The sequence below is a fragment of the Paenibacillus algorifonticola genome, from assembly GCF_050481745.1.
In the GTDB taxonomy this organism is placed as follows: Bacteria; Bacillota; Bacilli; order Paenibacillales; family Paenibacillaceae; genus Pristimantibacillus; species Pristimantibacillus algorifonticola_A.
Genome location: NZ_JBCNGR010000015.1, coordinates 1 through 25,643 on the forward strand (window position 1 = coordinate 1; position 25,643 = coordinate 25,643).

Annotated in this window: 22 protein-coding genes; 5 read left to right on the plus strand and 17 right to left on the minus strand. The window is 51.8% G+C overall.

What is annotated here, in order from left to right:
- The 6 genes from ABEW34_RS14650 to ABEW34_RS14675 form a co-directional block, all read right to left on the minus strand.
- A partial coding sequence (locus ABEW34_RS14650) for a hypothetical protein (RefSeq protein WP_430159943.1) occupies positions 1-1,742 on the minus strand: 1,742 nt, incomplete at its 3' end.
- Positions 1,743-1,764: 22 nt separating this feature from the next.
- Positions 1,765-2,448, minus strand: coding sequence for a DUF4280 domain-containing protein (locus tag ABEW34_RS14655; RefSeq protein ID WP_430159944.1), 684 nt, complete (start codon positions 2,446-2,448; stop codon positions 1,765-1,767).
- A 1-nt stretch (position 2,449) separates the two neighbouring features.
- Positions 2,450-3,028: a hypothetical protein gene (locus tag ABEW34_RS14660; protein ID WP_430159945.1), complete on the minus strand. Its 579-nt coding sequence runs from the start codon at positions 3,026-3,028 to the stop codon at positions 2,450-2,452.
- On the minus strand, positions 3,015-4,172 hold the full coding sequence (locus ABEW34_RS14665; protein ID WP_430159946.1) for a pentapeptide repeat-containing protein: 1,158 nt from the start codon (positions 4,170-4,172) through the stop codon (positions 3,015-3,017). Before ABEW34_RS14665 ends, ABEW34_RS14660 begins: the two co-directional genes overlap by 14 nt.
- Positions 4,173-4,203: 31 nt before the next feature.
- Positions 4,204-5,781 carry a contractile injection system protein, VgrG/Pvc8 family gene (locus ABEW34_RS14670; RefSeq protein ID WP_430159947.1) on the minus strand — a complete coding sequence of 526 codons (1,578 nt, stop codon included), beginning with the start codon at positions 5,779-5,781 and terminating at the stop codon, positions 4,204-4,206.
- 300 nt (positions 5,782-6,081) lie between these two features.
- On the minus strand, positions 6,082-7,779 hold the full coding sequence (locus tag ABEW34_RS14675; RefSeq protein ID WP_430159948.1) for a glycerol-3-phosphate dehydrogenase/oxidase: 1,698 nt from the start codon (positions 7,777-7,779) through the stop codon (positions 6,082-6,084).
- A 460-nt stretch (positions 7,780-8,239) separates the two neighbouring features.
- On the opposite strand from ABEW34_RS14675, the gene ABEW34_RS14680 reads away from it, so the two are divergent.
- Positions 8,240-8,650 (plus strand): VOC family protein, encoded by a 411-nt coding sequence (locus ABEW34_RS14680; RefSeq protein ID WP_430159949.1) that lies wholly within the window; start codon positions 8,240-8,242, stop codon positions 8,648-8,650.
- 90 nt (positions 8,651-8,740) lie between these two features.
- On the opposite strand, the gene ABEW34_RS14685 is transcribed toward ABEW34_RS14680, so the two are convergent.
- The 6 genes from ABEW34_RS14685 to ABEW34_RS14710 form a co-directional block, all read right to left on the minus strand.
- Positions 8,741-9,307: a beta-class carbonic anhydrase gene (locus ABEW34_RS14685; RefSeq protein ID WP_430159950.1), complete on the minus strand. Its 567-nt coding sequence runs from the start codon at positions 9,305-9,307 to the stop codon at positions 8,741-8,743.
- A 309-nt stretch (positions 9,308-9,616) separates the two neighbouring features.
- The gene (locus ABEW34_RS14690; protein WP_430159951.1) at positions 9,617-10,663 is read right to left on the minus strand and encodes a zinc-binding alcohol dehydrogenase family protein; all 1,047 of its coding nucleotides are present in this window, start codon (positions 10,661-10,663) and stop codon (positions 9,617-9,619) included.
- Complete coding sequence (locus tag ABEW34_RS14695; protein WP_430159952.1) at positions 10,660-11,625, minus strand: aldo/keto reductase; 966 nt, start codon at positions 11,623-11,625, stop codon at positions 10,660-10,662. Before ABEW34_RS14695 ends, ABEW34_RS14690 begins: the two co-directional genes overlap by 4 nt.
- Positions 11,626-11,639: 14 nt before the next feature.
- The gene (locus ABEW34_RS14700; protein WP_430159953.1) at positions 11,640-13,154 is read right to left on the minus strand and encodes a UxaA family hydrolase; all 1,515 of its coding nucleotides are present in this window, start codon (positions 13,152-13,154) and stop codon (positions 11,640-11,642) included.
- Positions 13,147-14,661 (minus strand): tagaturonate reductase, encoded by a 1,515-nt coding sequence (locus tag ABEW34_RS14705; RefSeq protein ID WP_430159954.1) that lies wholly within the window; start codon positions 14,659-14,661, stop codon positions 13,147-13,149. Before ABEW34_RS14705 ends, ABEW34_RS14700 begins: the two co-directional genes overlap by 8 nt.
- The gene (locus tag ABEW34_RS14710; RefSeq protein WP_430159955.1) at positions 14,658-15,488 is read right to left on the minus strand and encodes an amidohydrolase family protein; all 831 of its coding nucleotides are present in this window, start codon (positions 15,486-15,488) and stop codon (positions 14,658-14,660) included. Before ABEW34_RS14710 ends, ABEW34_RS14705 begins: the two co-directional genes overlap by 4 nt.
- 356 nt (positions 15,489-15,844) lie before the next feature.
- Between ABEW34_RS14710 and ABEW34_RS14715 the strand changes: the two genes are divergently transcribed.
- Together ABEW34_RS14715 and ABEW34_RS14720 are read left to right on the plus strand one after the other, a co-directional pair.
- Complete coding sequence (locus ABEW34_RS14715) at positions 15,845-16,726, plus strand: helix-turn-helix domain-containing protein (RefSeq protein ID WP_430159956.1); 882 nt, start codon at positions 15,845-15,847, stop codon at positions 16,724-16,726.
- 326 nt (positions 16,727-17,052) lie between these two features.
- Entirely contained in the window at positions 17,053-18,408 is a 1,356-nt protein-coding gene (locus ABEW34_RS14720) for a dicarboxylate/amino acid:cation symporter (protein ID WP_430159957.1), read from the plus strand.
- Between the two features lie 171 nt (positions 18,409-18,579).
- Here the strand turns inward: ABEW34_RS14720 and ABEW34_RS14725 are convergent, their stop codons facing one another.
- The 3 genes from ABEW34_RS14725 to ABEW34_RS14735 form a co-directional block, all read right to left on the minus strand.
- On the minus strand, positions 18,580-19,029 hold the full coding sequence (locus ABEW34_RS14725) for a MarR family winged helix-turn-helix transcriptional regulator (RefSeq protein WP_430159958.1): 450 nt from the start codon (positions 19,027-19,029) through the stop codon (positions 18,580-18,582).
- Positions 19,030-19,066: 37 nt separating this feature from the next.
- Positions 19,067-19,837 (minus strand): pirin family protein, encoded by a 771-nt coding sequence (locus ABEW34_RS14730; protein WP_430159959.1) that lies wholly within the window; start codon positions 19,835-19,837, stop codon positions 19,067-19,069.
- 71 nt (positions 19,838-19,908) lie between these two features.
- Positions 19,909-20,265: a DoxX family protein gene (locus ABEW34_RS14735; protein WP_430159960.1), complete on the minus strand. Its 357-nt coding sequence runs from the start codon at positions 20,263-20,265 to the stop codon at positions 19,909-19,911.
- A 907-nt stretch (positions 20,266-21,172) separates the two neighbouring features.
- Between ABEW34_RS14735 and ABEW34_RS14740 the strand changes: the two genes are divergently transcribed.
- Positions 21,173-21,724: a hypothetical protein gene (locus ABEW34_RS14740; RefSeq protein ID WP_430159961.1), complete on the plus strand. Its 552-nt coding sequence runs from the start codon at positions 21,173-21,175 to the stop codon at positions 21,722-21,724.
- A 147-nt stretch (positions 21,725-21,871) separates the two neighbouring features.
- On the opposite strand, the gene ABEW34_RS14745 is transcribed toward ABEW34_RS14740, so the two are convergent.
- A complete protein-coding gene (locus ABEW34_RS14745; RefSeq protein WP_430159962.1) occupies positions 21,872-23,455 on the minus strand; it encodes an SMI1/KNR4 family protein in 1,584 nt (527 codons plus the stop codon).
- A 117-nt stretch (positions 23,456-23,572) separates the two neighbouring features.
- Positions 23,573-24,688 (minus strand): hypothetical protein, encoded by a 1,116-nt coding sequence (locus ABEW34_RS14750; RefSeq protein WP_430159963.1) that lies wholly within the window; start codon positions 24,686-24,688, stop codon positions 23,573-23,575.
- A 177-nt stretch (positions 24,689-24,865) separates the two neighbouring features.
- Between ABEW34_RS14750 and ABEW34_RS14755 the strand changes: the two genes are divergently transcribed.
- Positions 24,866-25,501: a DUF1963 domain-containing protein gene (locus ABEW34_RS14755; protein WP_430159964.1), complete on the plus strand. Its 636-nt coding sequence runs from the start codon at positions 24,866-24,868 to the stop codon at positions 25,499-25,501.
- Positions 25,502-25,643 lie beyond the last annotated feature (142 nt).

Consider the following 25,643-nt stretch of genomic DNA (forward strand, 5'->3'; position numbering starts at 1 on the left):
TCTTTGCTTGGTTCACTCGACTTAGGACCATACCTCTTCTGATAAAACTCTTGCTGCTTTTCCGTCGATTGCGTCTTGATCCAGTCCTTTGCTTTAGCACCTAAGTTCGGATCATTTTTCATTTGCTCCTTCGTCGCAGGATGAACCTTCTGGTACAAATATTCCTCCGATATTGGAGCCCCGTTATACTTCTGCTTTTCTTGCTCCATATTCGCAGCCAACTGCTCGGAAAATTGCTCATCCAGATACATCTGTTCAATCTCTTCATCCGTCAGCAGCTCAGTAAACGGCACCTCCACCTTCTGAAAATCCAGCTTGCCGCTCTTGATGCCGACCCGGTTATCGCTGATCAGCACATAATGGTCCGCATTCGTTTGCAAAGCAACCTGACTCGTAGCTCGCATTCGAATCGATTCAAGAATCCCCTTCTCGCTCCCGCTGCCCAGCTCTACCTTATTGCCCGCAACCAGCAGTACATCTTCACTGGCGTTCACCGTGATGTTTCCGCCGTCCAAATGCAGGCTGACCGTTCCTTTTTCAAAAAGAACCCCATCGTCCCCCAGCTGCATCTTGGCCGCTCCCGGCGATTCGAACACCTTCGTCGTCGGCTTCTGGAACACCGTCCGGCTTTTCATCTCCTCGCTTCCGCCTCGCACCGAGTTGATCGCCATTGCCTTCTTTTCCACACCGCTTGGAAAATACACCTTAATCCGTGCACCCTCATCGGGCAGCACATGAAACATATTGTTGCCTTCCCCCGAATACGGGAACCACCAGTTTCCCTGCTCATCATGTGCGTTGTCGATGTCCAAATGCACCTTAACCATATTGTTCGCCCGCTTCACGACGCGCCCTTCCAAGGAGACACCCTGAATCCCTTCATTTTGCCGGGATTTCCGCCTCAGCGTCTGGCGCCGGACCAGCACATACTCATAGGTCAGCAGCCCTGAGGCATAGCTGATGATCGACTCCGCTACGACCCACATCTGCTTCTTGAATACGACATCGTCCCCAACCTGGCAAAATTGCTCGCTGGTTATCCGGTAGCTGACGAAGTCTGCTTCGTGAATAAGATCCGCATCACTGCCTTCCGCATGGGCTTTCAGCTCTTCATAGGCGGCGCGATTCTTCAGAACCGTATAGCGCTTCGCCTTCAGCTCCTTCCCCCAGGACAAGTCGGGGACGCCAAAATACACGCGAGGGGTATCCATTACTACATCGGGCAAAATGACCGTCCCAACCCGCGACGCCAACCGCTTCAAAAACTGCCAATCCGTCTCCTCGAACTGGACCATCAAGGAGCCAAGAGTCGCTTGGTCGCTCGTCGCCATATTTTGCGCATCCCCGCGGGGATAGTTCTTGACCAATTGCAGAATCGCATCCGTATACGTCAGATGCTTATTTTGATATGAACGATTTTTCGGCTCCAAATCCATTGCATATGTGCGCGACAGCGCCTCGACCTTGACGTGAGGAATGCCATCCTCCATTTCAATGTCTACATGCGTAATGCCCCCGGCAAACCAGCTTTCCGCCTTGGGCTCAGCGGGCCTGCGCATGATTAGGCTGTCCTCGAAGCTGCTTCTGCCTATACAGGCCTCAGCTTCTGCTTCCGTCATTTCCGCTGTAAAGGTACATTTCGCATGTGCATTGAACTTCCGCTCGATGCGAAAGCTGCGCACGGCCTTAAGCTTATAAGGCCATACCAGCTGGTAGCCGTCTCCTTCATAGTTCACTTCCATGCTGTCACCTCCCTCCTTCCCCTTATCTCACGGAAAACTCCGGAGGTGCCGGATCCATCCCATTGGTCAGCAACCGAATTTGTCCTCCATACTGGCAAAACAAACAGGATTTGCTCGTTAACGCAGCTGCCCCTTGAATCGATACGCTCGGGCTGCCGTTTGTCCATTGCGGCCCTTTCAGCTTCTCCAGCATCGCACTAAGCGATGGCAATCCGCTTGGCAGCCCCATCGGCGGCGCAGATTTAAATGGTGCTCCCGATGGAGCCGGAGCTTCCATCAGCTTGGGCGCACAAGGGTAAATCGGTCGGCTAAAGGTCGGCTCGTCCGGATCTGGATCTACCATATAGGAAGGATCCGCATACGGCCCGGCACCTGCTGATTCCGCCAGCTTCATCGGATGCAGATCACTTCGGCAAAAGCCAAAGGAATAAAAGTTCCCATCGATTTCTTTCCCCATTCGATCAAATGGGATACCCACAATCGTATTCGGCGTGGAGCCAGATACTTTGCAATCTTCTACGGTCAGCATCGGGCTGCCGTTAATATAGATGCCATTCGGCTCCGGCTTATTCAGCACCTCCTCGTGTGAACCGTAGGAGCAATGCATATACGCCCCTGCCGTCACATATGTATCCTCGCTTCGCCATGGAGACTCCAGCAAGCCCTTAAGTGTCGCTTTTTTCAAGACGGTTTCTCTATGCCCCATTTCAACCGATTCCCCCCACCAACTCAATTCGTCTCACACTCAGCCCATACAAGCTTTTCCGCAGCAGCCCCTCCGCTATATCTACACGCGCCACCAGCACACGGCTGCGGTAGTATGGAATCTGGAAAATCGCAGCATCTTGCAGCGCCCAAGGATCTACCCACATTTTGCTCACTCGCCCGTTTTCCGTCACGGTCCGCTCTGGCGCTAAGCAAGGAACCTCCTGCACATCCATCCAGTCATAAAAAAACTGTCCCTGCTGCTCCAGATCCATGACGATGACGCTCTTATAGCCAATATTCGGAACCATTCGGCTGACGACCGCCCGCAGCTCAGCGCCTACGAGCAGCAGCGGATTTTCAATCATACAGCCCGGATTGAGCCGGCTTCCCTTCTTGACGTACACCATCTCCTGCTGCTCCGCATAGCGGTAGCCTCTCAGCATCCGCTCGGGAAAAGCGAGGTTCGCCCCGTTCGACGGCAAGCGCCGATCATGCTCCAGCACGAAATATTCCATCGCGTTCTCGAGCTCATGCGGGTGCCATTCCCCTTCTCCTCCCCACTCTCTACGCATGCTCATGCACCGGCTCCTTTACCCAGCTGATCATCTGCCGCTGCTCCTCCGTCAGCTCTACCCGCAGCGCATCCCGCTCCAGCATGCGGCTGCCTGTTAAATCTGCTCCCGTGAAATCCACCTCAAGCAGCTCGGCTCCCGTAAAATCTGCCGCGATTTTCGCACCCCGAAAGCTCGCATACGTCAGGTCTGCCCCTTGGAACTGCACGCCGTTCATCCCGAACACGAGACCATGCGCTTCTGCCACATAGTCCCGATTGCCGAGGACGCCATCGAACCGCGCATAGGTCAGGTCACAATCGCGAAAATCGGCATCATAGACGAGGCAATCCTGAAAATCCGCCTGATCGCACACACACCGCTCGAATCTCGTGCCCAGCATGCGGCTATTCGCAAGCGTGCTGCCCGTCAGCGTCACCTCTTCAAATCTCGTATAATTCACGTCGATTCCTTCGTACTCCCCTCGCATCAGGTTCACGCCAGCAATATGCTCATAGATATAGTCCTGATCCAGCTTGTTTTCCAGCCAGCCCTTGCACGTAATCGACGTCCGCTGCCGCTCCTTCACGCAATAGACCGACTCGCTAATCTCTTGATCCCGGTATTCGCCTACGCGCACCTCAAACGAATCATCCTTCTCGATCTCCTGAAAAGAAGCCAGCTCCCGAACCCCATCCATCGCATACCGCGCCGCATGCACCATATATACATGAAACGGATACAGCTGCTCCTTCATCCAAACCTCAAACGAATGGCGCTCAATCCGGTTCATATACCGCTTGCGCCGCTCCTCGCAGCCCTGATCCCAAGCCTCTGCGAAGCCATAAATCCACCCCGCCTCATAGCGAAAAGGGCCTAGCCCCACCTTACCATCCGTCTCCCTATCGCTCGCTTCCAGCATATAGACGGGATGACCTTCGTTCAGGCTTGTCCGCAGCAAGGAGATGTGGATATAGGCGCATTTCTGCAAAAGCCCTTCCTGCTGCCGAGCCAGCACCGCTTGGCAAAATCGGTCAAACAGCGCGCTGAACTCAGCCGCGATCCACGCTTTATTTTTCACATAATAATGATGCAACGCCCGAATTTGCGCATTGCGCTGCGGGATAACATCCTCTTCTAAAAATTGCTGCCACACTTCCATATCGTGCATCGCTTGTACTCCTATCTATGGTGTTCATTGCCTACTGATTCATCAGCACTTCAATTCCTTTAATGACGACCTGGCCTTGGTCAATCGTAATTCCCCCGTTGCCATCCTTCGTGGACATTTCGATCTGGTTCGCCACCATCATGATCGATTCGCCAACCATCTCTATCTGCTTGCTCGCTTGCAGCATAATTTTATTTTCACAGTTCAAAATGATCGTGCCTGCGCTTGTCAGCGTAATCGTGGCCCCTCCGGTCGCGCCGGTGATGGTGATTTTGTCTTCCTCGAAGGTGATCTTTTGCCCTGTTGGCGTCAGCAAAAACTTCGTGTTCGGATTCGCCATTAAATCGTCCTTCAAGTCCTTGTTATAGTTAATGACCGGCTGCAGCTGCTCCTGCTGGACGACCGTCGTCGTTACACTTTGGCTTTTCCCACCTGTTGATCCAGCCGATGCGGATGCGCCGCCACTTCCTGAACTTGACGATGCCCCCGCACTCATCGCTTCCTCCGGCACCTTCTTCCGCACCGAGCTGAGTGCAATCCCTTCGGCCTCCTTCGCATTCGGAAAATAAATCCGCACGCTGTCGCCTTTCTCCGGCATGCAGTACCAGCCTGTCTGATCGTCCGACGCGTACATCGTGGAATAAGGGAATGGGCTGGCAATGGCAAGGCTCCAGTTCTGATCGTAATCTAGCTGCACCTTCACCTCATCGCGCACTACCTCCATCACTTTCCCCGAAATCGACGCGCCAATCAGCTTGGCATTATGCCGCTTGCGGCGATAAGCCGCGCTCTTCAAGCAAAGCGTATACCGATGGCTGAGCAGCCCCTGCTGCATTTCCGTGCGCACCTCAAATACATGAAGCTTATGCCCTTTGAACGTCACTTTATCGCCCAGCTCAAGCACCCGATTGTTCAGCACGATTTCGTAGCAAATGTAATCCTGCTCGCTAAGGCCGGAATTTTCCATCGATGCTTCTTGTTTATAAGCGACCAAATCCTTGTACATCCGGTAATGCGTCGCCTCGATTTTTCCTGCGTCCCGATATTCTGGAATGCCCACATACACGCGGATGCAGTCCTCGGTCGTGACAGGAACGAGCACCGAATGATAGCGGGAAGCGAGACGCTTCAAAAACTGCCAGTCGGTTTCCTGATATTGCAGCGTATAGGCACCGAGCTTTTTATTTTCATCGAACGTATTGAACGTTTGTCCTTTGGGATAATAGCTGCTGATTTGCTGCATGAGATCGGGGAGGAGCATCGCTTGATTTTGAAAGGAGCGGGTTTGCGGCTTGAGATCCATCGCGTGTGTATGCGACACGGCTTCCGCCTCCAGCCAATAAACGTGGTTTTCTACGCGAACGTGGAGCTTCATGATCATGCCATGAAACAGCCGATGCTGCTTCCCGCTTTTTTCGGTATAAAGAAGCTCGATAGGGGTTTGATCATCCGCCATTCGAACATAATAATCTTCCTTTTCCTCCGGAATGATGCCCGTAAACGTCAATTTGGCGTGATCATGAACTTTCTTGACGAGCAGCACATGATGCAATCTCATGTCAAAAGGAAGTATTCGCAATTCTTCATAGCTAACGGAAAATAAGGCCATTTTGTCATCTCCTTCAATCTGCCTAAGCTCCAGCTGTACCATAAAGTTATAGTACAGGGAATAATGTTACAGTCTAAATGATATATAACAGGACTAATTTACATACTTATACTATAATATTAAAATATATATCGACTTTTTAAGCTCGTTTATTAATAGAACAACCTCAATTTCAATAAAAAGGAATCAAAAAAAAGCTCCCTTCATACACGAATGGTGTATAAAGGAAGCTTATTTAGTAGGCGGCCGCGGCTTGTGCATACACTAGCTGCTGTCCGTTTCGACGCTATATTACCGCTATTATTCCTGCCCCACTGGCGTCACTGCATAATGCAGCTCCTGCGCAAGCTCAGCAGCATAAGCTGCGCTCGTCTCTTCCGACCAGCCGAACAGCGCGGCCATCTCGGCATGCACTGCTTCCTTCCACTGCAGAACGCGAGCGCGGTCAAACAGCAGATTGCCTGTACGGCGAATCCAGAAATCCGCCGGCTTCGTCGTCAGCTCATGCTCCAGAGCGTACATCAGCTCAATGCGCAGGCTGAGCGGAAGCTCTTGCCCGCTAGCTGTTGCCTGGTCTTTGTATTGCGGGATAAGGCCAATGACCCGGTCCACATTGGTGCCAAAATGGCGGGCAAGCCGCTCCGCCTCTGCACGAGACAGCCCCGCACGAACGCCTTCCTCCGTTTTCTTGGCAACGAAGGCTGGGAAATGGGAGGAGCCGCCAAAGTCGCCGCCCGACAAGGGCAGATTTTTCGTACCGCTTGGGCGAATGCCGCTGCGGCCTTCCGCTGTGAGCTGCGCGCTTACCGTGTTCACGACGCTTTCCGCCATTTTGCGATAGCCCGTCAGCTTGCCGCCTGCAATTGAGATCAGCCCAGACCCTGCGACGAATACCTCATCCTTACGCGAAATTTCCGAAGGATCTTTGCCTTCTTGGTGAATAAGCGGACGGAGGCCAGCCCAGCTCGATTCCACGTCGGAGGCTTTCAGCTTGATCGAAGGGAACATGAAATTCGCCGCCTGCAAAATATAGTCCAGATCCTGCTTCGTCATGCGCGGATGCGCCTTATCTGCCTTGTAGTTCGTATCGGTTGTGCCGATATACGTTTTGCCGTCACGCGGAATTGCGAACACCATACGTCCATCCGGCGTATCGAAATACACCGCTTGATGCAGCGGGAAGCGCGATTGGTCAAAAACCAAATGCACACCTTTAGTCAAATGAACCGTTTTGCCCTGCTTCGAGCCATCCTGCTCGCGCAGCGTATCGACCCATGGGCCTGTCGCATTGACAACCTTAACGGCACGCACCTTGCTCTCGGCTCCAGACAGCAGGTCGCGCACATTAGCGCCAACAACTCTGCCGTCCTCATAGATGAACGATTCCACCTTCACATAAGGGATCGCCAGAGCGCCCATATCCACAGCCTTCTTCATCACTTCAATCGTCAGACGCGCATCATCGGTGCGGTATTCCACATAATAACCGCCACCCTTCATGCCCTCGCGCTTCAGCAGCGGCTCTCTGCTCATCGTCTCGTCTACGCTGAACATTTTCCGGCGCTCGCCGCGTTTAACGCCTGCCAGAAAATCATATACGCGCAGGCCGAGCGAGGTCGAGAACTTGCCGAAGGTGCCGCCTGTATAAAAAGGCAGCAGCATCCATTCGGGCGTCGTCACATGCGGACCGTTCTCATACACAATCGCACGTTCTTTGCCAACTTCCGCTACAACGCCGATTTCCAGCTGCTTCAAATATCGCAGACCGCCGTGAACAAGCTTCGTCGAACGGCTCGATGTTCCTGCCGCAAAATCCTGCATATCTACAAGCACCGTCTTGATACCGCGGGTCTGGGCATCTAGCGCAATGCCTGCTCCCGTAATGCCGCCGCCGATAACGAGCAAATCGAAGGTTTCCTCGCCTAGACTGCGATAAAGCTGTTCCCGATTTAATGCGCTAAAAGCACCTTGTTTTGCCGATCCTGTCTGTTTGCTCATCGTCTATTCCACCTTTTCAGCTAGTCCTTGTCCAATATCCTAATTAAAAAAGGAAAACGAAAAAACCGCAAACACCTTAAGCTGCGCAACATCTAGCGCAATGCAAAAGGTTTCTGCGGTGTCTCCGTTTCTCCGACCGAATATTAACTTGTGCCCACATTATAGCATAACGGGGCCTGCTCGTAAACAGGCTGAAGAAGGGTAACCGCAAGGGAATCCAAACCATTCATGCAGCGATGAGCCTTTTTCACCCAGTTATTATATGTCCGAGCAGCTGTTCCTAATCGTCAAAGCCGTCGGAATCACGACCTTTTTCGCCGACCCATTCGTTATAATATGAACGCTCCTGCCGAAACAGCTTGACGACTTCCCAAACAAATATAAAGAAATTTTCGAAAAACAGGCTATACTGAACAGAGTACAAGCCTATACATTTCATAAATGGGAAGGATGCTGAACAATGGCGAAGCTCACTACTTATTTTTTCTCGGAGGATGCTAAAGCACAGGCTGAATTTTATATTCAGGCGCTTGGAGGGGAAATCATCTCTATTATGAAATTCGGGGATTTGCCGAATACGCAAGAGGATGCAAAGGACAGAATTCTTCATCTTGAGATGGAGGCCGCTGGTGTTAGCTTCATGCTATGCGATGCCGTTTACCAGACGCTGACCCATGGAAGTGCCATTAATTTAAGCTTGGAATTCGAAGGCGAAGTGGAAGCCCATGAGGCTTTCAATAAGCTGTCAGAGGGCGGAACGGTGAAAAAAGAGCTGAGTCCAGAATTTTGGGGTTCGCTGTTCGGACAGCTGGAGGATAAATTCGGCATCCCGTGGATGATCACGACAGCCGCGAAGACGAGTCAAGCTTAACACCACGTACGCCCAACTTAAGTATACAAAAACAAGCCCCTCTCGCTTCATGCGACAGAGGCTTGTTTGTATGCTATTTTTCCGAATAAATCAGTCCTTCTTATAGCCTTCATCCACCAGATCAAGGCGTCCTGTCTCCGGATCAATAACGAAGCCATGCACAGGAATATGGGCAGGCATCAGCGGATGGTTGCGAATAATACCGATGCTGTCCATAACGCCCTCCTCTACTTTGTCGAACCCCTTCAAGAAACGGTCCATCTTAATGCCGGAGCTCTCGAGCGTCTCGATAACGACTTCAGAAATGCCGTTTTCCTTGAATTTATTGACCATGCCCTGCGTATCCAAATTGTTCATGCCACAGCCGTAATGCCCGATAACGAGCACTTCCTCTACACCCAACTCATAGACAGCGACTAAAATAGAACGCATCGCACTGCCGAACGGCTGAGTCAAAATCGCACCTGCGTTTTTAATGATTTTGGCATCGCCATTGCGCAAATTCAGCGCTTGTGGCAGCAGCTCAACAAGACGAGTATCCATACACGTCAAAATCGCTACCTTTTTCGCCGGAAACTTGTCGGTCAGAAACTGTTCATAACGCTTTTCCTCAACAAATTTTTCATTATATGACAATAAATCATTTACAATACTCATCCTTCAGCTCCCTCTCTGCTATTGCCAGTTATACCTCTACTATTATTTATAAAGGCCTATTCATACAAGGTGAAACGGCTGTCTCCGTCCTCTGGCGGTGCGACGCGTTTCAGTCCGAGAAATATAAGCGTATTTATAAGGGAAAACTTATAAATTCTTATATTTAAAAAAAGGAAGAGCCGCAGCCCTCCCTTCATTATCATTCCTGCACAGCTCATGCCATCTACGTAAGCTTAGCTCACACAGGATCAGAAAAGCTAAGCTTACTTTAGCATAAGTCGCATTATATGGGCAATAGCAAGAATTAGGTTACAGCTCTATCATCGCTTTAATGACTTTCGATTCCGGTTTCAGCCACTCGTCGAACACGCTAATCAAGCCTTCAAAGGACGAACGATGCGTAATTAACCGATCCACCTTCACACTGCCGCTGGCTACCGCTTCGATCACAGTGTCAAAATCCTCACGAGTTGCATTACGGCTGCCCATCAGCGTCAGCTCACGTTTGTGAAATTCTGGATCATGAAAGGCAATGTCCGCTTTCACGAGTCCAACATAAACCAGCTTGCCGCCATGCGCTGTCAGGCCGAAGGCATCCGTCATAGAGCGGGCATTGCCCGTTGCGTCAAATACGACCGTTGGAAATTCTTCCGCTGTCAGCTCCGCGATCCGCTCTTTCGGCTGCTGCATAGCATGAACCGTTTCATCTACACCAGCCCAATCCTTGCAAAAAGCAAGCCGCTCCTCATTTATATCCATCGCAATGACCCTTGCTCCCCTATGCTTGGCAAACGCCATAACGCCAAGCCCTATCGGCCCTGCTCCGATGACGAGCACGGTCTCGCCCGCTTCCACCTCCGCCCGGCGCACGGCATGGGCGCCAATGCTAAGCGGCTCCAGCATGGCCGCCATATCCAGCGTCAGGCCATCCGTCTTAATCAGATGGGTGGCGGGAACCACAATCAGCTCGCGCATGCCTCCATCCCTATGAACGCCCAGCACCTGCATGGCGGTGCAGCAATTGGTTTTGCCGCGTCTGCATGCGATGCAAGTACCGCAGTGCATATACGGAATGACACTGACTTGATCACCTGGCATAAGCCCGACTACATTTTCGCCAACCGCCTCTACAATAGCCGCCAGCTCATGTCCGAGAACACGAGGGTATTGAAAGAAAGGTTGATTGCCTTTGTAGGCATGCATATCTGTCCCGCAAATGCCGATGCGGCGAATGCGAATAATAGCATCCTCCGGACCAGCTGCGAATGTACCTTCACCGCTGCCGCTGCCAAAAGCAGGCTGCTCCTGCTCCGTCAGCTTGAGGCGGTCTGGCTGCTCACATACAATGGCTTTCATGATGTCGCGCTCCTTTGCCCGCCGACGCCGATTTTCTCATTATATTCCGGCAAGCCGCTGATCCAGCTTACATCTGCAACCGGTGCCAGCAATTCAAGCACTTCCTTTAGCAGCCGCTCATCCATAGGCTCCTCTATCCATGCCGCGTTGCGGCGGATATTTTCCGGATTCGCTGTGCTAACCAGCGTCGTCGGAATTCGCTCATTCGCTACGGCAAACTGCATCGCCAGCTTCGCAATATCTGTCCCTTGCGCTGCACAATGCTCGGCAGCGCGCAGGCAGGCGGCCTTCAGCTCAGCGCTTGCCGGATGCCAATCCGGCGTGCCTCTTGTGCCAAGCAGGCCCATCGACAACGGTGATGCGCTCACCAAACCGACATTATGCTGCTCAATGAGCGGCAGCAGGCCGAGCAGCGACGTGTCATTTAATGAATAATGGCAGTAGGATAAAATAACATCGACTTCCGTATGCGGCAGCCATTTCTCGAATAGCTGCAGCGGCAGGCCGGAAATGCCATAGTGTCGGATTTTGCCCTGCTCCTTGAGCTTTTGCAGCGCTGGAATGCCCTGTGCCGCATGCTCAGGCGAAACAAACTCAATATCGTGAAGGAACATAAAATCAACGTAATCCGTATTGAGCCGCTGCAAGCTTTCTTCAAGAGAGCTAATAATCCGGGTTTCGGAAAAATCAAAGCTGTCCACGCCATAGCGGCCCGCTTTAGTCGAGAGCAGAAACTGATCTCTCGGAAGCTCCTTTATCGCCTTGCCGAGCACCGTCTCCGCCTTTGTCATTCCGTAATAAGGCGAGACGTCGATATAGTTGATCCCTGCATCCAAGGCGCTATGAACGGTGCGAATCGCTTCTTCCTCATTCGTTTCCCTGAATACAGAACCGAGGGAAGATGCGCCGAAGCTGAGCACCGATACATCCAGTCCGGTTTTTCCTAGTTGTCGATATTTCATCCTTTTCCCTCCGATTACAAAATAACGCCGTCTTTGAAAATCGCAATTTCCTTAAAGCCATTGCGTTCATTATTTGTCTTCGCTTCGCCAGAAGCGAGCGCCAGCAATTGATCCCACAGCTCATCGGTCAGCTCGTTCATCGTCTTGCCCTCGAGCAGTTGTCCCGCGTTGAAATCGATCCAGTTCTTTTTGCGGCCTGCCAGCTCGCTGTTCGTCGCGATCTTCACTGTTGGCACCGGACCGCCGAATGGCGTTCCCCGACCTGTCGTAAACAGCACGATATGTGCGCCGCCTGCGGACAATGCCGTTACCGATACGAGATCATTGCCCGGCGCTTCCAGCAAGTTCAGGCCCGTATGCGAAACACGCTCGCCATAAGGAACAACGTCCTTCACCAGCGCGTGACCGCCCTTTTGCGTGCAGCCAAGCGACTTCTCCTCCAGCGTACTGATGCCGCCAGCTTTGTTGCCCGGCGAAGGGTTTTCATAAATTTCCTGATCATGACGGATAAAATATTGCTTAAAATCATTAATCAAATGCACGATTTTCCCAAAAACCTGCTCATTGTCTGCGCGATTCATCAATATCGTTTCCGCGCCGAACATTTCCGGCACCTCGGTCAAAATCGCCGTTCCGCCCGCTTCAATCAAGCGATCGGATACCGTTCCGACAAGCGGATTCGCCGTAATGCCCGACAAGCCATCTGAGCCGCCGCATTTGAGCCCCAGCTTGAGCTTCGCAACCGGTACCGGCTCCCGCTTGAAGCGCTCTGCGAATTCGACAAGAGCGTCGATTTCCTCAAGCGCAGCTTCCAGCTCGTCTTCGACCTCCTGCGACTTAATAAACTTGACGCGCTCCGGATTGTAATCGCCAATCGCCTGCTTAAACAGGTCGATCTGGTTATTTTCACAGCCGAGTCCCATTACGAGCACGCCTGCCGCATTCGGATGGTTCACAAGCGAAGCGAGCAGCTTCTGCGTGTGCTGTAGATCGTCGCCAAGCTGCGAGCAGCCAAACGGATGGGCGAAATGATAAACACCATCGACGCGGCCCGCATACATCGCATCTGCCCGCCGCGCTACGATTTCACAGGTTTTGTTAATACAGCCGACCGTGTTAATGATCCAAATTTCATTGCGAATGCCGACCTCGCCGCCATCCCGCACATAGCCTTGAAACGTCTGGCTCGCACGATTCGCCGAGCTCGCAGCTGGCGCTGCCGATTCCTCGCGGCCCTTTGCCGGATCATACGAATATTCCAGAAAGCCTTTTAGCCCAGTCCCAATATTATGCGTATGCACCCAGCTGCCTGCTGGAATATCCGACTTGGCGATGCCGATGGAATAGCCAAACTTGAGCACATGCGCGTCCTGTGGAATTGGAGCAGCGGCGATTTTATGCCCTTTCGGCACGTCTTCGAGCAGTTCCAGCTCCCTGCCATTTTCAAGTGTCAGCTTATCCCCTTGAGAAAGCGGCGTAAGCGCAATAACGACCTGATCCTTCTCATTAAGCCGAACCCAGTTATTCATGTGCACCACGCTCCAGTTCCTCTAATTGTGAAGCTACCGCTTCCACCAAGCCTGGCACTGCCTGCAAGTCGCGTCCCCATAGCTCGCTTAGCGCCAGCAGCCGCTCTGCTTGTGCATGTGCCGAGCCCGCCGCTGCTGCTGAGCCTTGACCAGCGTCTTCGAAAGCCCACGCCGCTGCAAGCGCCGCTAATGCTCCGGCATCGTCGCGTACCGTATAGACGGTGCCGAGCAAATCCGTACCTGTATATGCGCCTGCTCCATCGCTCTCTACTTTATAGTAGCGGAGCAATCCGGCAAAAGCGCGCACCAGACGTGCTGGCACTGGCTGACCGCGATCTGCATAATCCAGCAGCGATGGCAGCAGTCTGACCTTGAACTTGCTGATGCTGTTCATCGCAATATCGGCAAGTCGGTGGCGAATGAACGGATTGAGAAACCGCTCGTACACCGCAGCGGCATAATCTTTCAGCTCATCTTCCGGCAACGGCAGAGCAGGAATAATCTCCATCTCTACGGCTTCACGCACGTAGGGGCCAAACTCCGCATGCTCCATCACCTCGCGCACCTGCTCCAGTCCATGGACGAGCGCAAGCGGCGTCATCAGCGTGTGGGCGCCATTCAGTATCCGCACCTTCCGCAGCTGAAACGGCTTCAAATCCTCTACAAAATGCACGTTCAGCCCTGCCCGGCGCAGCGGCAGCTGCTCATGCAGCTCCGGCTCCGCTTCAATTGCCCAAAAATGGTACGGCTCCGCTGTCGTCAGCATCGGGTCCTCATAGCCCCACTCCGCAAACCATTGCTGCGCCTGCTGCTCATCAGGGTAGCCCGTCACGATCCGGTCTACAAGCGAGTTCAAGAAGCGATTGTCCTGCTCCACCCAATCCTTGAACGCCTGCGGGAAGCCCCAATCCTCGCTATAGCGCAGGACGCAAGCTTTCAGCTCATCGCCATTGCGCTCAAGCAGCTCGCAAGGCAGGCAGATCAAGCCGCTGCCCGATGCGCCTTCGAATGCGAGAAAACGGCGATACAGCAAATAAGCAAGCTTGCCCGGGTAAGACTGAATCGGCTGGCCTTCCTGCAGCGGCTCCGGCCTGTAGGCAAGTCCCGCCTCTGTCGTATTAGAGACGACGAAACGCAAATCCTTGCTTTCCGCAAGCTGCACCAGCGCTTCCCACTCCGAATAGGGATCAAATGCTTTCGCAAATACGGTGACGACTTCCTTGCGCTCAACAGCCGCGCCATTTTCCAATCCGCGAATGACCAGCGTATAAAGGCCATCCTGCTTGGCCAAAGCGTCTATTTTCGGTTTGCCGCCCGGACGCGGCTGCGTCACCGCGACTCCGCCGCCGAACAGCCCCTGCTTATGGCATACCTGCAGCATCCAATCGGCAAAGCCGCGCAAAAAGTTGCCTTCGCCGATTTGCAGCACCGTTATTTTTCCTGCTTGAACCGCCTCATAGCGTTCACGGTCTTCCTGCCTTAGAAACGTCTTATTTAACTGGCTCATAGTTTATAAAACTCCTTTGCATTTAGTCCGAACAGCTTGCTTCGCTCCGCCTCTCCCCACGAGGCTGGCAGCGCCTGCTCCAGCACATCCACAACTTCATCATAACCCGCCGCCAGCAGGCACACCGGCCAATCACTTCCGAACATGACCCGGTCCGGGCCAAAAACCTCCAGCACATGGCGAATATACGCGATAAAATGCTCCGGCCGCCAGCTATCGTGGCTCGCCTCTGTGACCATTCCCGACAGCTTGCAATACAGCTTCGGATAACGCGCCAGCTCCGTCAGCTGGCTGCGCCAAGGGTCAAGCTCGCCCGCCGCGATCCGCGGCTTCGCCAAATGATCAATAACACCGCGCAAATTCGGCACCTGCTTCATAACCTGAACGAGCGAATCAAGCTGATGCGAGGTGAGGAGCAGGTCAATAGGCGTATCCCGCTGCTCATACTGCTTCAGTGCTTCAACGAACGTCTGCTGCAAAATCACACCCGCATCCTGCAGCTCTTGAATCATCACGCGGAACCCCACGAACCGCTGATGACGAACAAAACGCTCAAAATGGCTTAAATGCTCGGGATCGAACAAATCGAGATAGCCGACAACCCCCGCAATCGACTCCGTGCGGTCGCTCAAGGCGAGTAAATAATCGGTCTCCGCCAGCGTTGGAGCGGCTTGCACCGCAATTGTATAGCTAATGCCATGCCGATTCAGGCTCGGCTGCAAATGCTCCGGCCCATAATCGCGGTAAAGCACGGGAACCTCTGCTGTAATCCAGCCGTAATCGCCCCGCTCAATTGCCCAATAATGCTGATGCGCATCAATTCTCATCGTTGCTGCCCCCTATAAAACGATATTTTCACACAAGGCGAAACGGCTTTCGCCGTCCTTTGGCGGCGCAGCGCATTTCAGTCCGAGAAATATAGAGAAAGGTTAGCAAAATCATATCCTTTCCTATAATTTAATAGGAACGTGTAATTGTTAACGTTTTCAAAGCAGTATCCGCACTAATGCCGAAACCTGCTCCCACTGCTGTTTATCCCTTTGCTCTTATTATAAATGCCAATAATGATATTAAAAATAACGTATTCCTGCATATTTGTACTGTATTTTGATTTTTGCTATGCTGGACTATAGAAACATAACGCGCTTGGCCTAGATTGGCGCAAGGAGGAGTCGTTTCGCTTATGAAGCCGTTTCGCAAGCCGTTCGAGGTTGGCAGCTCATTCCCTTTCGATTTCGTCTACCGTGACCGCAAGCATTGGCAGACGGAGCTGCCCGATCATCTGCATGACTGGTATGAGCTCGTCTATATTTATGAGGGCAAGGGCACTTTTTTTATTGACCAAACCTTTTACGATATGAAGCCCGGCGATTTATTCATTATTCCGGGCAATACGATCCATCGCTCGTTTCCTGACAAGGAGGAGCCGGTGACGTCGACGGCGATTTTTTTCAGCACCTTATTCGTCCAGACGGCGTCATTCGGAGATACCTTCTCGTATTTGCGCTGCTTCGACCATGCCAAAAAGCATAAGCGCTACAAATTTGAACCGACAACACAGGAGCAGCTTAAGCTGGTGCAGCTCATTGATGAGCTCGAGCTGGAGCAGCGCGAGCAGCAGCCCGGCTATCGGCAGGCGATATTGCTGCAGCTGGAGCATATATTGCTGCTGATGAACCGCCGGATAATAGCAAGCAGCCGCGAATATGCCAAGGCGGATAGCCCGTTGATCGGCCCGCTGTGGATGCGGAACATTCTTCACTATATCGATGAGCATCCTGAGAGCCCGCTCGGCTTGTCCGTATTGGCGCAAATGGCGGCGGTCACGCCAGCCCATTTTTCCCGCGTATTTAAGCAGCTTACCGGCATGAATGTCACCGATTATGTGACGGCGAAGCGCATTATTCGCGCCAAGGAGCTGCTGCTGGCAAGCGACGACAACGTTCGGCTCATTGCCGACGCCTGCGGCTTTGAAAGTCTGCCCCATTTTCACCGCATGTTCAAAAAAGTAACCGGGCAAACACCGGCCGCTTATAAAAAAGCGACGCCAGCCGATCAAGCGTAAACGGCTTTGCCGGCCTCCGGTGGCAAAGCTTCCGTTTCGCGTAGAAATATAGAGAAAGGATGGATATGTCATATTCTTTCCTATATTTCAAGCGTAAACGGCTTTGCCGGCCTCTGGCGGCAAAGCTTCCGTTTCGCGTAGAAATATAAGCATAATAAGAATTGGAGGAGGGGAGCCGCAAGTAAGCGGTTTCCCTCTTTTTTGCCAAATTTATAATTGACAGGAACGAAAGACGAGTGCTATATTACATTTCGTACTATAATACTAAGTAAACAGGTAGGAATTATATAATATTCTTACTCGTCATAGCTGAAAGGATGTTGGACATGGAAAACAATTTAGTAGCCGCTTTTCAGAACAACTGGATATCGCTGCTCGTATCGGCAGTCATTCTCGCCGTGCTTTATTATCTCGCAAAGAAACGCGTAGGCTTCGGCACGAGGGTGCTGCTGGCGCTTGGCCTTGGGCTTGTCGCCGGCATTATTTTCAATAAATTCGAGCTGCAATTTGAAGGGGTTGGCACCATCGGCTCCATCTATATCAGCTTGATTCGCATGATCGTTATTCCGCTCGTCTTCGTGCTCGTCGTCAACAGTATTATTTCCATCACCAATATCGCTTTCCTGAAAAAAATCGGCATCAAGACCGTGTCGTGGTTTCTCGCAACTACGGGTGTTGCCGCTATTATCGGCCTGCTCGTCGCTGTAGCCCTGAACCCTGCAGGCACTTTCGAAGCGACATCGCCGGAAGGCTTTGAGGCCAGGGAAGTGCCGAGCTTCTTCCAGGTTATTTTGGATCAGGTTCCTTCCAATCCGATTAATGAAGCGGCAACCGGCAAGGTGCTTCCGGTGCTGATCTTCGCCATCTTCATCGCCATTGCCATCGTCAAGGTTGGCGCGAAGAAGCCCGATGCCGTTCAGCCGGTTAAAGCGCTGTTCGCCTCGCTCACCGAGGTGCTGCATCAGGTCGTCAAATTCGTGCTTCGCTTCACGCCATACGGCGTTTATGCGCTAATCGCCGTGATGGCCGCCAAATATGGCCTTGAAACCTTAAAGCCGCTTGGCATGCTTATTATCGTCACCTACATTGCCCTCATTTTGCATTTCGTGCTCGTATTTGGCGGACTGATCTCCTTCGTTGCCAAGCTGAATCCGCTGCGGTTTTTCAAGAAGGCGTATCCGACCATTGCGGTCGCGTTTACGACGCGCAGCAGCTACGCAACTTTGCCCATCAACTTGGAGGTCATTACGAAGCGCCTCGGCGTATCGCCTAAAGTTGCCAGCTTCGTCGCTCCGCTTGGCGCCACGATGAATTTCAACGGCTGTGGCGGCGTATGGCCTGCCGTAGTTGCCGTATTCGTTTCGCATATTTACAGCATTCCGCTCGGCGTTACCGAGTATATTCTGATCGTGCTCGTCAGCATCATTTCGTCGATCGGTGTTGCTGGCGTTCCGGGCCCTGCCTCCATCTCGACAACTGTCGTGCTCACTGCCGTCGGCCTGCCGCTGGAAGGACTGGCACTTGTCGTCGCCGTCGAATCGCTTATTGATATGGGCCGTACAGCTGTCAATGCAACGGGAACGACGGTCACTTCCGTGCTCGTTGCTCAAGCCGAAGGCGAGCTGGATCGCGATGTGTTTAACAGCCATGATAATGATGAGCTTGAACTAAGCCCCGCTTAATGAGCCTATGAAAAAATAGCCCCGTTGATCATGAACGCAAGCTTCATAATCAACGGGGCTTTCTCGTTTTCTCTAGCCTTTCGAAACTATGCTCTCAGAGGCTTAAGCTGTAAAATAACGGCAGAGGCATTCCCGGTCATAGACGGAAATAGCTCTGCCGTAATTCAAGCATCAGCTTAGCTGCTCTGCGCCAAGCCCGATTTTTTTGAGCAGCTCGATCAGCAGCTCTTTTTCCGAATCTTCAATGAATGACATGCTGCGTGAAATCATTTCCGCATGCTTGGGAAAAATTTCATTAAACAGCTGCGTGCCCGATTCGGTAAGCGCGGCATTGGAAGCTCTGCGATCGGTCGGGCTAGGATGCCGCTTGACGTATCCTTTTTTCTCCAGCTTGTCTACGACATAAGTAATGCTTCCGGTTGGAATGGAGAAGGTTTCGCCGATTTTCGTAATTGGCTGCGGCCCCTTGCTGTATAATAGCTCAAGTATAATGAATTGCTCCGGCTCAATGCCGTGGCTTGCGATATCTTTTTTGACATTTCCGAATACGGCCATAGAAGCTTTGCTCCAAACACGGAACAGCCGCAAGTCCAGCTCGGTGCGCTCATCGGCTTGATACATCTATACCCAACCTCCTTTCCCGTCTAAAATAAACCCGTTACCACGGTTTGTTGTACAGCGGGTAATCTACCTCTTCCGGAACGTCAATGATGCTGAAACGCAGCCGTTCCTGACCTGGATTGCTTATGCGTATTTCTCCGCCATCCTCTGACTGTACCACTATAAAATCTTTATTTGCAAATGAAATCTCCTGCTCGCTTGCAATCGTGCCTTCTCCTCTGATGACCAATACACCCGCAATGCGGCTGGGTCCTAGCAAATAGCTGTACGTTTGCTGTGCCCCGGCTTCCAATTCTACATCAACCATTGCTGCATCAGCTACGAGTTCAATGGGAGATTGCCCGCCCAAAATCGTTTTCACCGATACCCCATTCTCGGAGGTTCGCGGAAATTGCTCATGCGTATATTTGCTATATACCGGCTCCCGTTTCACCGCCTTGCTTAGATGCGGCTCCAGCCAAATTTGGAACAGCTCTGCCGGGCCGTCCGAGCCTTCTGCATGCCACATCCCGGAGCCAGTCTGCATGACTTGAACGCCGCCTTCGCCCACAACGCTATGCGTACCAAGAGAATCCCGATGAGAGCTCTTGCCTCCCAGCACATAGGTTAAAATTTCAAAGCCCTTATGGGGGTGCTCGCCAATTTGGCCCGCCTCCTCAATATGTCCCCATGCCCAATAAAACAAAGGGCCGAGCCGGTTGAAAATAGAGCCTTCGCCAGAAAAGCCGATTGGCTTCTGCTCTTTTATTTTGCCCCCGTCAAATTCGCCTATGCCCTGCTCATCTGGACTCACAATCCGTATTTTCATTTGAATGCATCTCCTTTGAATGAGGATGAAAATGTCATAGCTTTAACGAATCGATTACATTCGTTAACTTATTAGCCCGCCAATGCGCTCCAGTTGAGCAGCAATACGATCAGGCCAAACACCAGCAATACGAGCGGCATGCCCATTTTCGAGCCTGGATCTTTAACTTTAAGATGAGTAGCAACGGCACCCGCCATAATAACTACGATAAGCAAGCCGCCCCAAGCAGCCAAACTGCTGTACCAAATACCCGCCACAACAAGAGCCGCCGCCGCCATTTCAGCCACGCCTGTGAACAGCCGAACGCCGGAGGGCAAGCCGTAACGCTTGAATTCATCGACCATTTGCTTCGAGCCCAGCTTCATAAAACCAAACATTAGAAAACCAAAACCCAACAAAGCTTGAATCACAACAGATACAATACTCATTTTAATTCCCCCACTAGTCGTTTTTTACTCTTAAATTATTTACTCTAATATTAGAATATAATTACTCTAACATTAGAGTAATTGGCTGTCAAGGGACTTTTAGAATGAGATTAGCTATCGCATATTAGGGCTTGTATGTAAACTTAAACAAGCAAGAGCCGATCCAGAGCGGATCGAGATTAGAACCAAATGAGAACCAGATCAGAGCCAGATCAGAGCCAGATCAGCTCTGACATGAAGCCAGCGTCAAACCTATTCCTGCTACTACCGCGAATGATATCCATCATGAATGTGAACCTAAGTGCGAAGGGCAGCTTCATGCTCCTCAGTTCAGCGGTTTACTCCCTGCATAAAGATAGACTTGATGCACACAGCAGGGCAGGGCCTATAGCGCCTATTTCACCAGAATCACAGATTATGGCATAGGCTGCAGACTCAAGGGTCGCCATTTCAACAGCATCACGGATGATGAAATAGGCTTTGGACTCAGAAGACGCTATTTCAACAAATTCACGGGTGATGGCATAGGCTGCGGACTCAGAAGACGCTAATGCGCTGCAAATAGCTATTTTGACGGGATAATGAGGGCAATAACGGATCTCCTGTCCGCTTAAGGCCTGAAATCGGATTTAAACCCAAAATAGCGGAAACTCAGTCCGCCAAAAAAAGGAGGGAACGTCCCAAACTGCGCGCGGTCCCGGCAACAGTGATCCCAGTAAAAATGTCTTAAGTAATAGTAAGCTCAGTAACAGCGGCCTCTGCCACAGTCGTATTTGCAACTGTGTTTCCAGCAACAAGAGCAGCTGACCAACTCCTTTTTTGCATACTCTATAACGATTTCCTTCCATACATTTGATATATTAATGCTTAAGCCAGCTAATTAGATTAGGAATAGGTGAGGTGAAGCATGATGACGATGGAAATGAAGCTGTATCATTATTACGATGAATCTACAGGTCCATTTCGCAATCTATCCGCTCTAGAACCACAGGAGGCCGAAAAGGTTCTTCAACAAATTCGATCTCAGAAAAGGGGATTTGCAAGTAGCCGTTCCACGGATTATCTAGACATTCGGCGTATGCTTGAAGAGAGGGCAAGAGATTTATTCCTTGTTAAGGGAGGCAAGCCTTTGCAAAAATATCCTCACTATATGACTCTTGGAGAGTGCCCTTGGCTGCTGGATTGGTATCCACAAGGCAACGCTATCCCATTTTCCATCTCTGACTTCGAACCTGACATCCTTAGCTTTACATATGGCGATTTATTTCCTGCAATGCGATACAACGACGGGAAGCCCTATCGTGGTCAAGTCTATACACTCAGTGAGATCGCCGATATCATAAACATCTACGGTCTGCCCCAAGCGTGGAATTCCCATGGAGACAAAGGCCCGGAAAGATATATAGAAGTGCAAGTATGGGATGATACCTTGATCAAGCAGTATTATCCCCAAAATTAAACCACGGCTGCCGCCAAAAATCTCACCTGGCTGCAACCGCGATCTATGATCACATTATGCTTAAGTCTACTATCTCCATTATCCTTGTGCCCGGCAGGGTAACTTGTGACCGGTAGAATAGTCTTGTGCCCGTTGTGGTACCCTACCCTATACCCTGTTATACGCCAGCCAAATTCGCTCTTCTTCGTCCGTCATGCTGCCGATCATTTTGCTCATATCTACCTTGTGGGCAAAAAGATCCTTCAGCACATTAAATTGTGCAAAGCTGCCAGCGAATTGCTGCAGCGAGGCCGATTTCGCCACCACTTCCAATTGGCCGAGCTGCTCGCAGCCGTTCAACTCAAGTTCCTTCAAGCTTCTACACTCGGATACAGCCGACATATCCACCACGGATGTATGCTCCAGCTTCAAGCATTCCAGCTTGAACTGCGCGGCCGCGAATGCGAGATCATCAAGCTCCAGCTGCTTCAGCTCTAGCGACTTCAGCTTTTTCAGCTTGCTGAGCAGACCGATATGCTGCTTGGCCGCTTCATCCGCAAAGCCTTGTATCGAAAGCTCCTGCAGCTGCTCCAATTCACAGATTGCACGGAGCTGCTCCCCGTTGATGTTTGAGACGGCGAGGCGGCGCAAGCTTTTGCACTGGGCAAGGGGTGAAAAATCGACAATCGGCACATTTTCAGCCGCCAGCTTTTTAAGCTTTGGCAGCTTAGCCAGTGGGGAAATATCCACGACACTGGTTCCCGTCAAATACAGCTCCTGCAAATAAGCAAGCTCCGACAGCGCGCTCACATCCATAATCGGATTGCCGCCAATGTACAGCACCTTAAGCTGCGTACAGCCGCTGAGCGGCGCAGCATCGCTAATTTCATTGGCGCTTAGCACCAGCTCCCGCACCTCGCTGCAATAAGAGAAGGGTTCCGCGTCCGTCAGCCCCTCCTTAATAAAATAAAGCTGCTTCGCCTTTAAAAAAGCAGCGACCGAGCCGGACTTTTCCTTAATGCGCGCCAGCCAGTTGGCACTTAGCGACTGCTCCAACTGCTCTGCCAAATTGGCTCCTACTGCTCCATCCTCTTCAAGTCCACCATGGCCAGCTTCTAGAGCTGAACGCCCTAGCGGCAGCGGCAAAGCACGCACGGCGTCATGGAAATGTTCATCCCCTTCCCGCCCATAGTTCCAGAATACCCACTCCTCTTCCCGATTGATGCTGAACTGCCCTTCCTTGACCGTATCGCGAATAAATTTCAGCAGCTCGCCGAGCGTTAATGCAATTACGTATTTTGTTTCCTCATCCCGGCCAAAATTAATGATCTGGCCCGTTACGCCGCTCGGTGCAGGCGCCATATCTACACCGAGATGATTGCCTCCGCCATCCTCACTGATCGGCAGCCAGCCGCGATTTATGTATCGTTCCTCTATCCAGCCAAGCGGAACGGAATAATGGCCGCTTTCCTCGCCAAAGTCCGCCTCCAAATCCGCCCACACCTGCCACTCTGACGCAAGCTCATCCAAGGACAGAAACCTTAGCCCCATGAACAGGCCCGGCCCCTCACTCTCCTCACCGTTATGCAGCAAATACAAGCTCCGCAGCTCGTCTGGAAAAGAAAGGCCCAGCCGCGACTCCACTTGGGCAATTTCCGCTTCCGTTGCAGGCCCGTTCAACGATGCCGCCAGTTCCGGCAGCACCTCCTTGAGCAGCTCCTTGATTTCCTCCATATATGTGATGATGCTCATCGCTTCTCCACCTTTCCGCTTGTCCATTTCAGCGCTTTACTTCTGCGCCTCTTTCTCTTACCCTTGCCCTTGCCCTTGCCCTTTCCCTTTCTCTATCCCATTCCCTTGCCTCAGCTCCTACAGCTCCAATTGCGCGATAAACAACTGCTGGGCTTTGGCAGCACCATTCATCATCGGATAAATAATGACCCGGTACGCCTGATCGCTGACGCGGCAAATATCGTTTAACACGAGCGATTCGCTGGCTGGAATAGGCAGCAGCTCGCCTGTCAGCTGATTCGTGTAGCCGCGTTCTCCGCTATGCGTAAAAATCGCGCGCAGCTCCGTATTTTTCACAATTGCCCACCCATTGCCCTCTTCAAAAGTAAAGCGGATGATATCCGTCCCGTCCGCAAGGCGCACAGGCTCCCAGACGCTGTAAAACGGGCTTGGCAGTTCATGCAGTGCATGCTTCTCCCGCCGCCCATCCAGCGCAACAACACCGAGATTCAGAGCATTTCCTATCGTAAAAATAACCCGCATGTCCCGTTCGCTTCCCAGCTCCAGCACTTCCAGCATATCCGCCTCGAAACCGTTCAAGCGGTATTCATCCATCACTTTCCCTTGGCTGTCTAGCGTACGGTGCAGCAGTTCTTCCTCCCGATGCAGAACTGCGAGCAGATGAAGCCTGCCCTCCGGATCAAGGGAGATTTTATTGTTTTTGGGCATCGGCAGCTTGATAACCTTGCTTGACTGGATGCGGCCATCCGCAAATTCCAGCCGCAGCAGGCGGTCCGGCTTCTTATTGCTAAACCAATCCTCATCGTGGAACCAGGCTGACACCCCCGCCGAAGCGGCATATTTCCCCGGAAAAGGACGGCTCCCTTTAGGAGCAGCATGATCGCTTCGTCCGTACAGCGGCAGCGCTATATCAAGCTCCTTGCCATGTGTAGTGCCAAGCGATACCCAAACCGCTCCATCCGGGCTATGGAACAGCTCAGGCAAAACGCCCTCCTGCTCATGCTGCGTATCAATAAGACTGCCGCTCTCATCCAGATGAATATAGACGACATCGTAAAGACCGCTTTGATTATCATGATAGGCATAAGCCGCAATCACCGTACCGCCCCTCGGAGCAGCAATAACTCCTTTTGGAGAGATGCCGCCCTTATTATTCAATATGGTCACTTGACCGACCACATTCGTCAGCGTCTCGGCATCCCATGACTTACTCCGGCTTTTCAATTCTTCCATCTGTCTATCAGCCCCTTATTTCTATCGTACTTTGATTTAGGTAGAACATCACATAGGGAAATATACCCTTTTATCGGCAAACTCTATCTTTCTCGCCAGTCCAATGTGGTAAGCTTTCCTCGCAGCGGGGTAATGGTTCAATACGACTTGGTTTATGACGACTAACCTAATTCCAGAATGGCGTGCAGACAGGGCTGGCTGCCGGAAGCGGGCATGCTGTATTTCTTTATCGGCATGGACGAAGGGGCTGGGAACGTCGAGCATCGCATTATTTTTGTCGAATACCCGCAGCAGCTTGCTCTACGCCATCCCGAGACGGCAACGATTCTTGAGGATATTTATGAAACGTCGTTTCAGCCTTACAAAGCCTCAGCCTTTTCAGCGGTCGAGCTGCCGAACATGCCTTATGTGGATTATGGGGTCATTGATTTTGAGGAGGGCTCGACCGACCGCTATTTTGAGCTTGCCGCCGAGATGCAGGGGGATCGCAAAACCAATTGGGGAACGATGTTCGGCTATCCGGCCGGGCAGCATCACGATGCTGAGGAGGAAGCGGCACTGTTCATTTTGGCGGATAAGACGACCGAAAATGACAGCGAGAAGGCGATGAAGCATTTGATGGACAGGCTCCGTGGAAGCCGGGAGCGGGCAGAAGCGGAAATCGCGGATATGATTATGCTGCTGGAAATAAACAGCAACGAACTAGTCGGCTACCAGTGGCAAAATGCTGGCGTCATTCATTTCTTCATTCGAAAAGAGGACCTGCTGGCACGCAATTTCAGCCGTACCTACTGCTCGCTGTATTCCAGCTAACCATCACATCGATAGGAGTACAGGGAATATTTAAAAAGCGCGAAGCTTCGCCTCGCAGATTTCCTGCTGACGGCGAGGCTTCGCGCTTTATGTCGGGAATCGAACAAGGTGGATCTGAAGATGATGCGGATCGCCAGCTAAT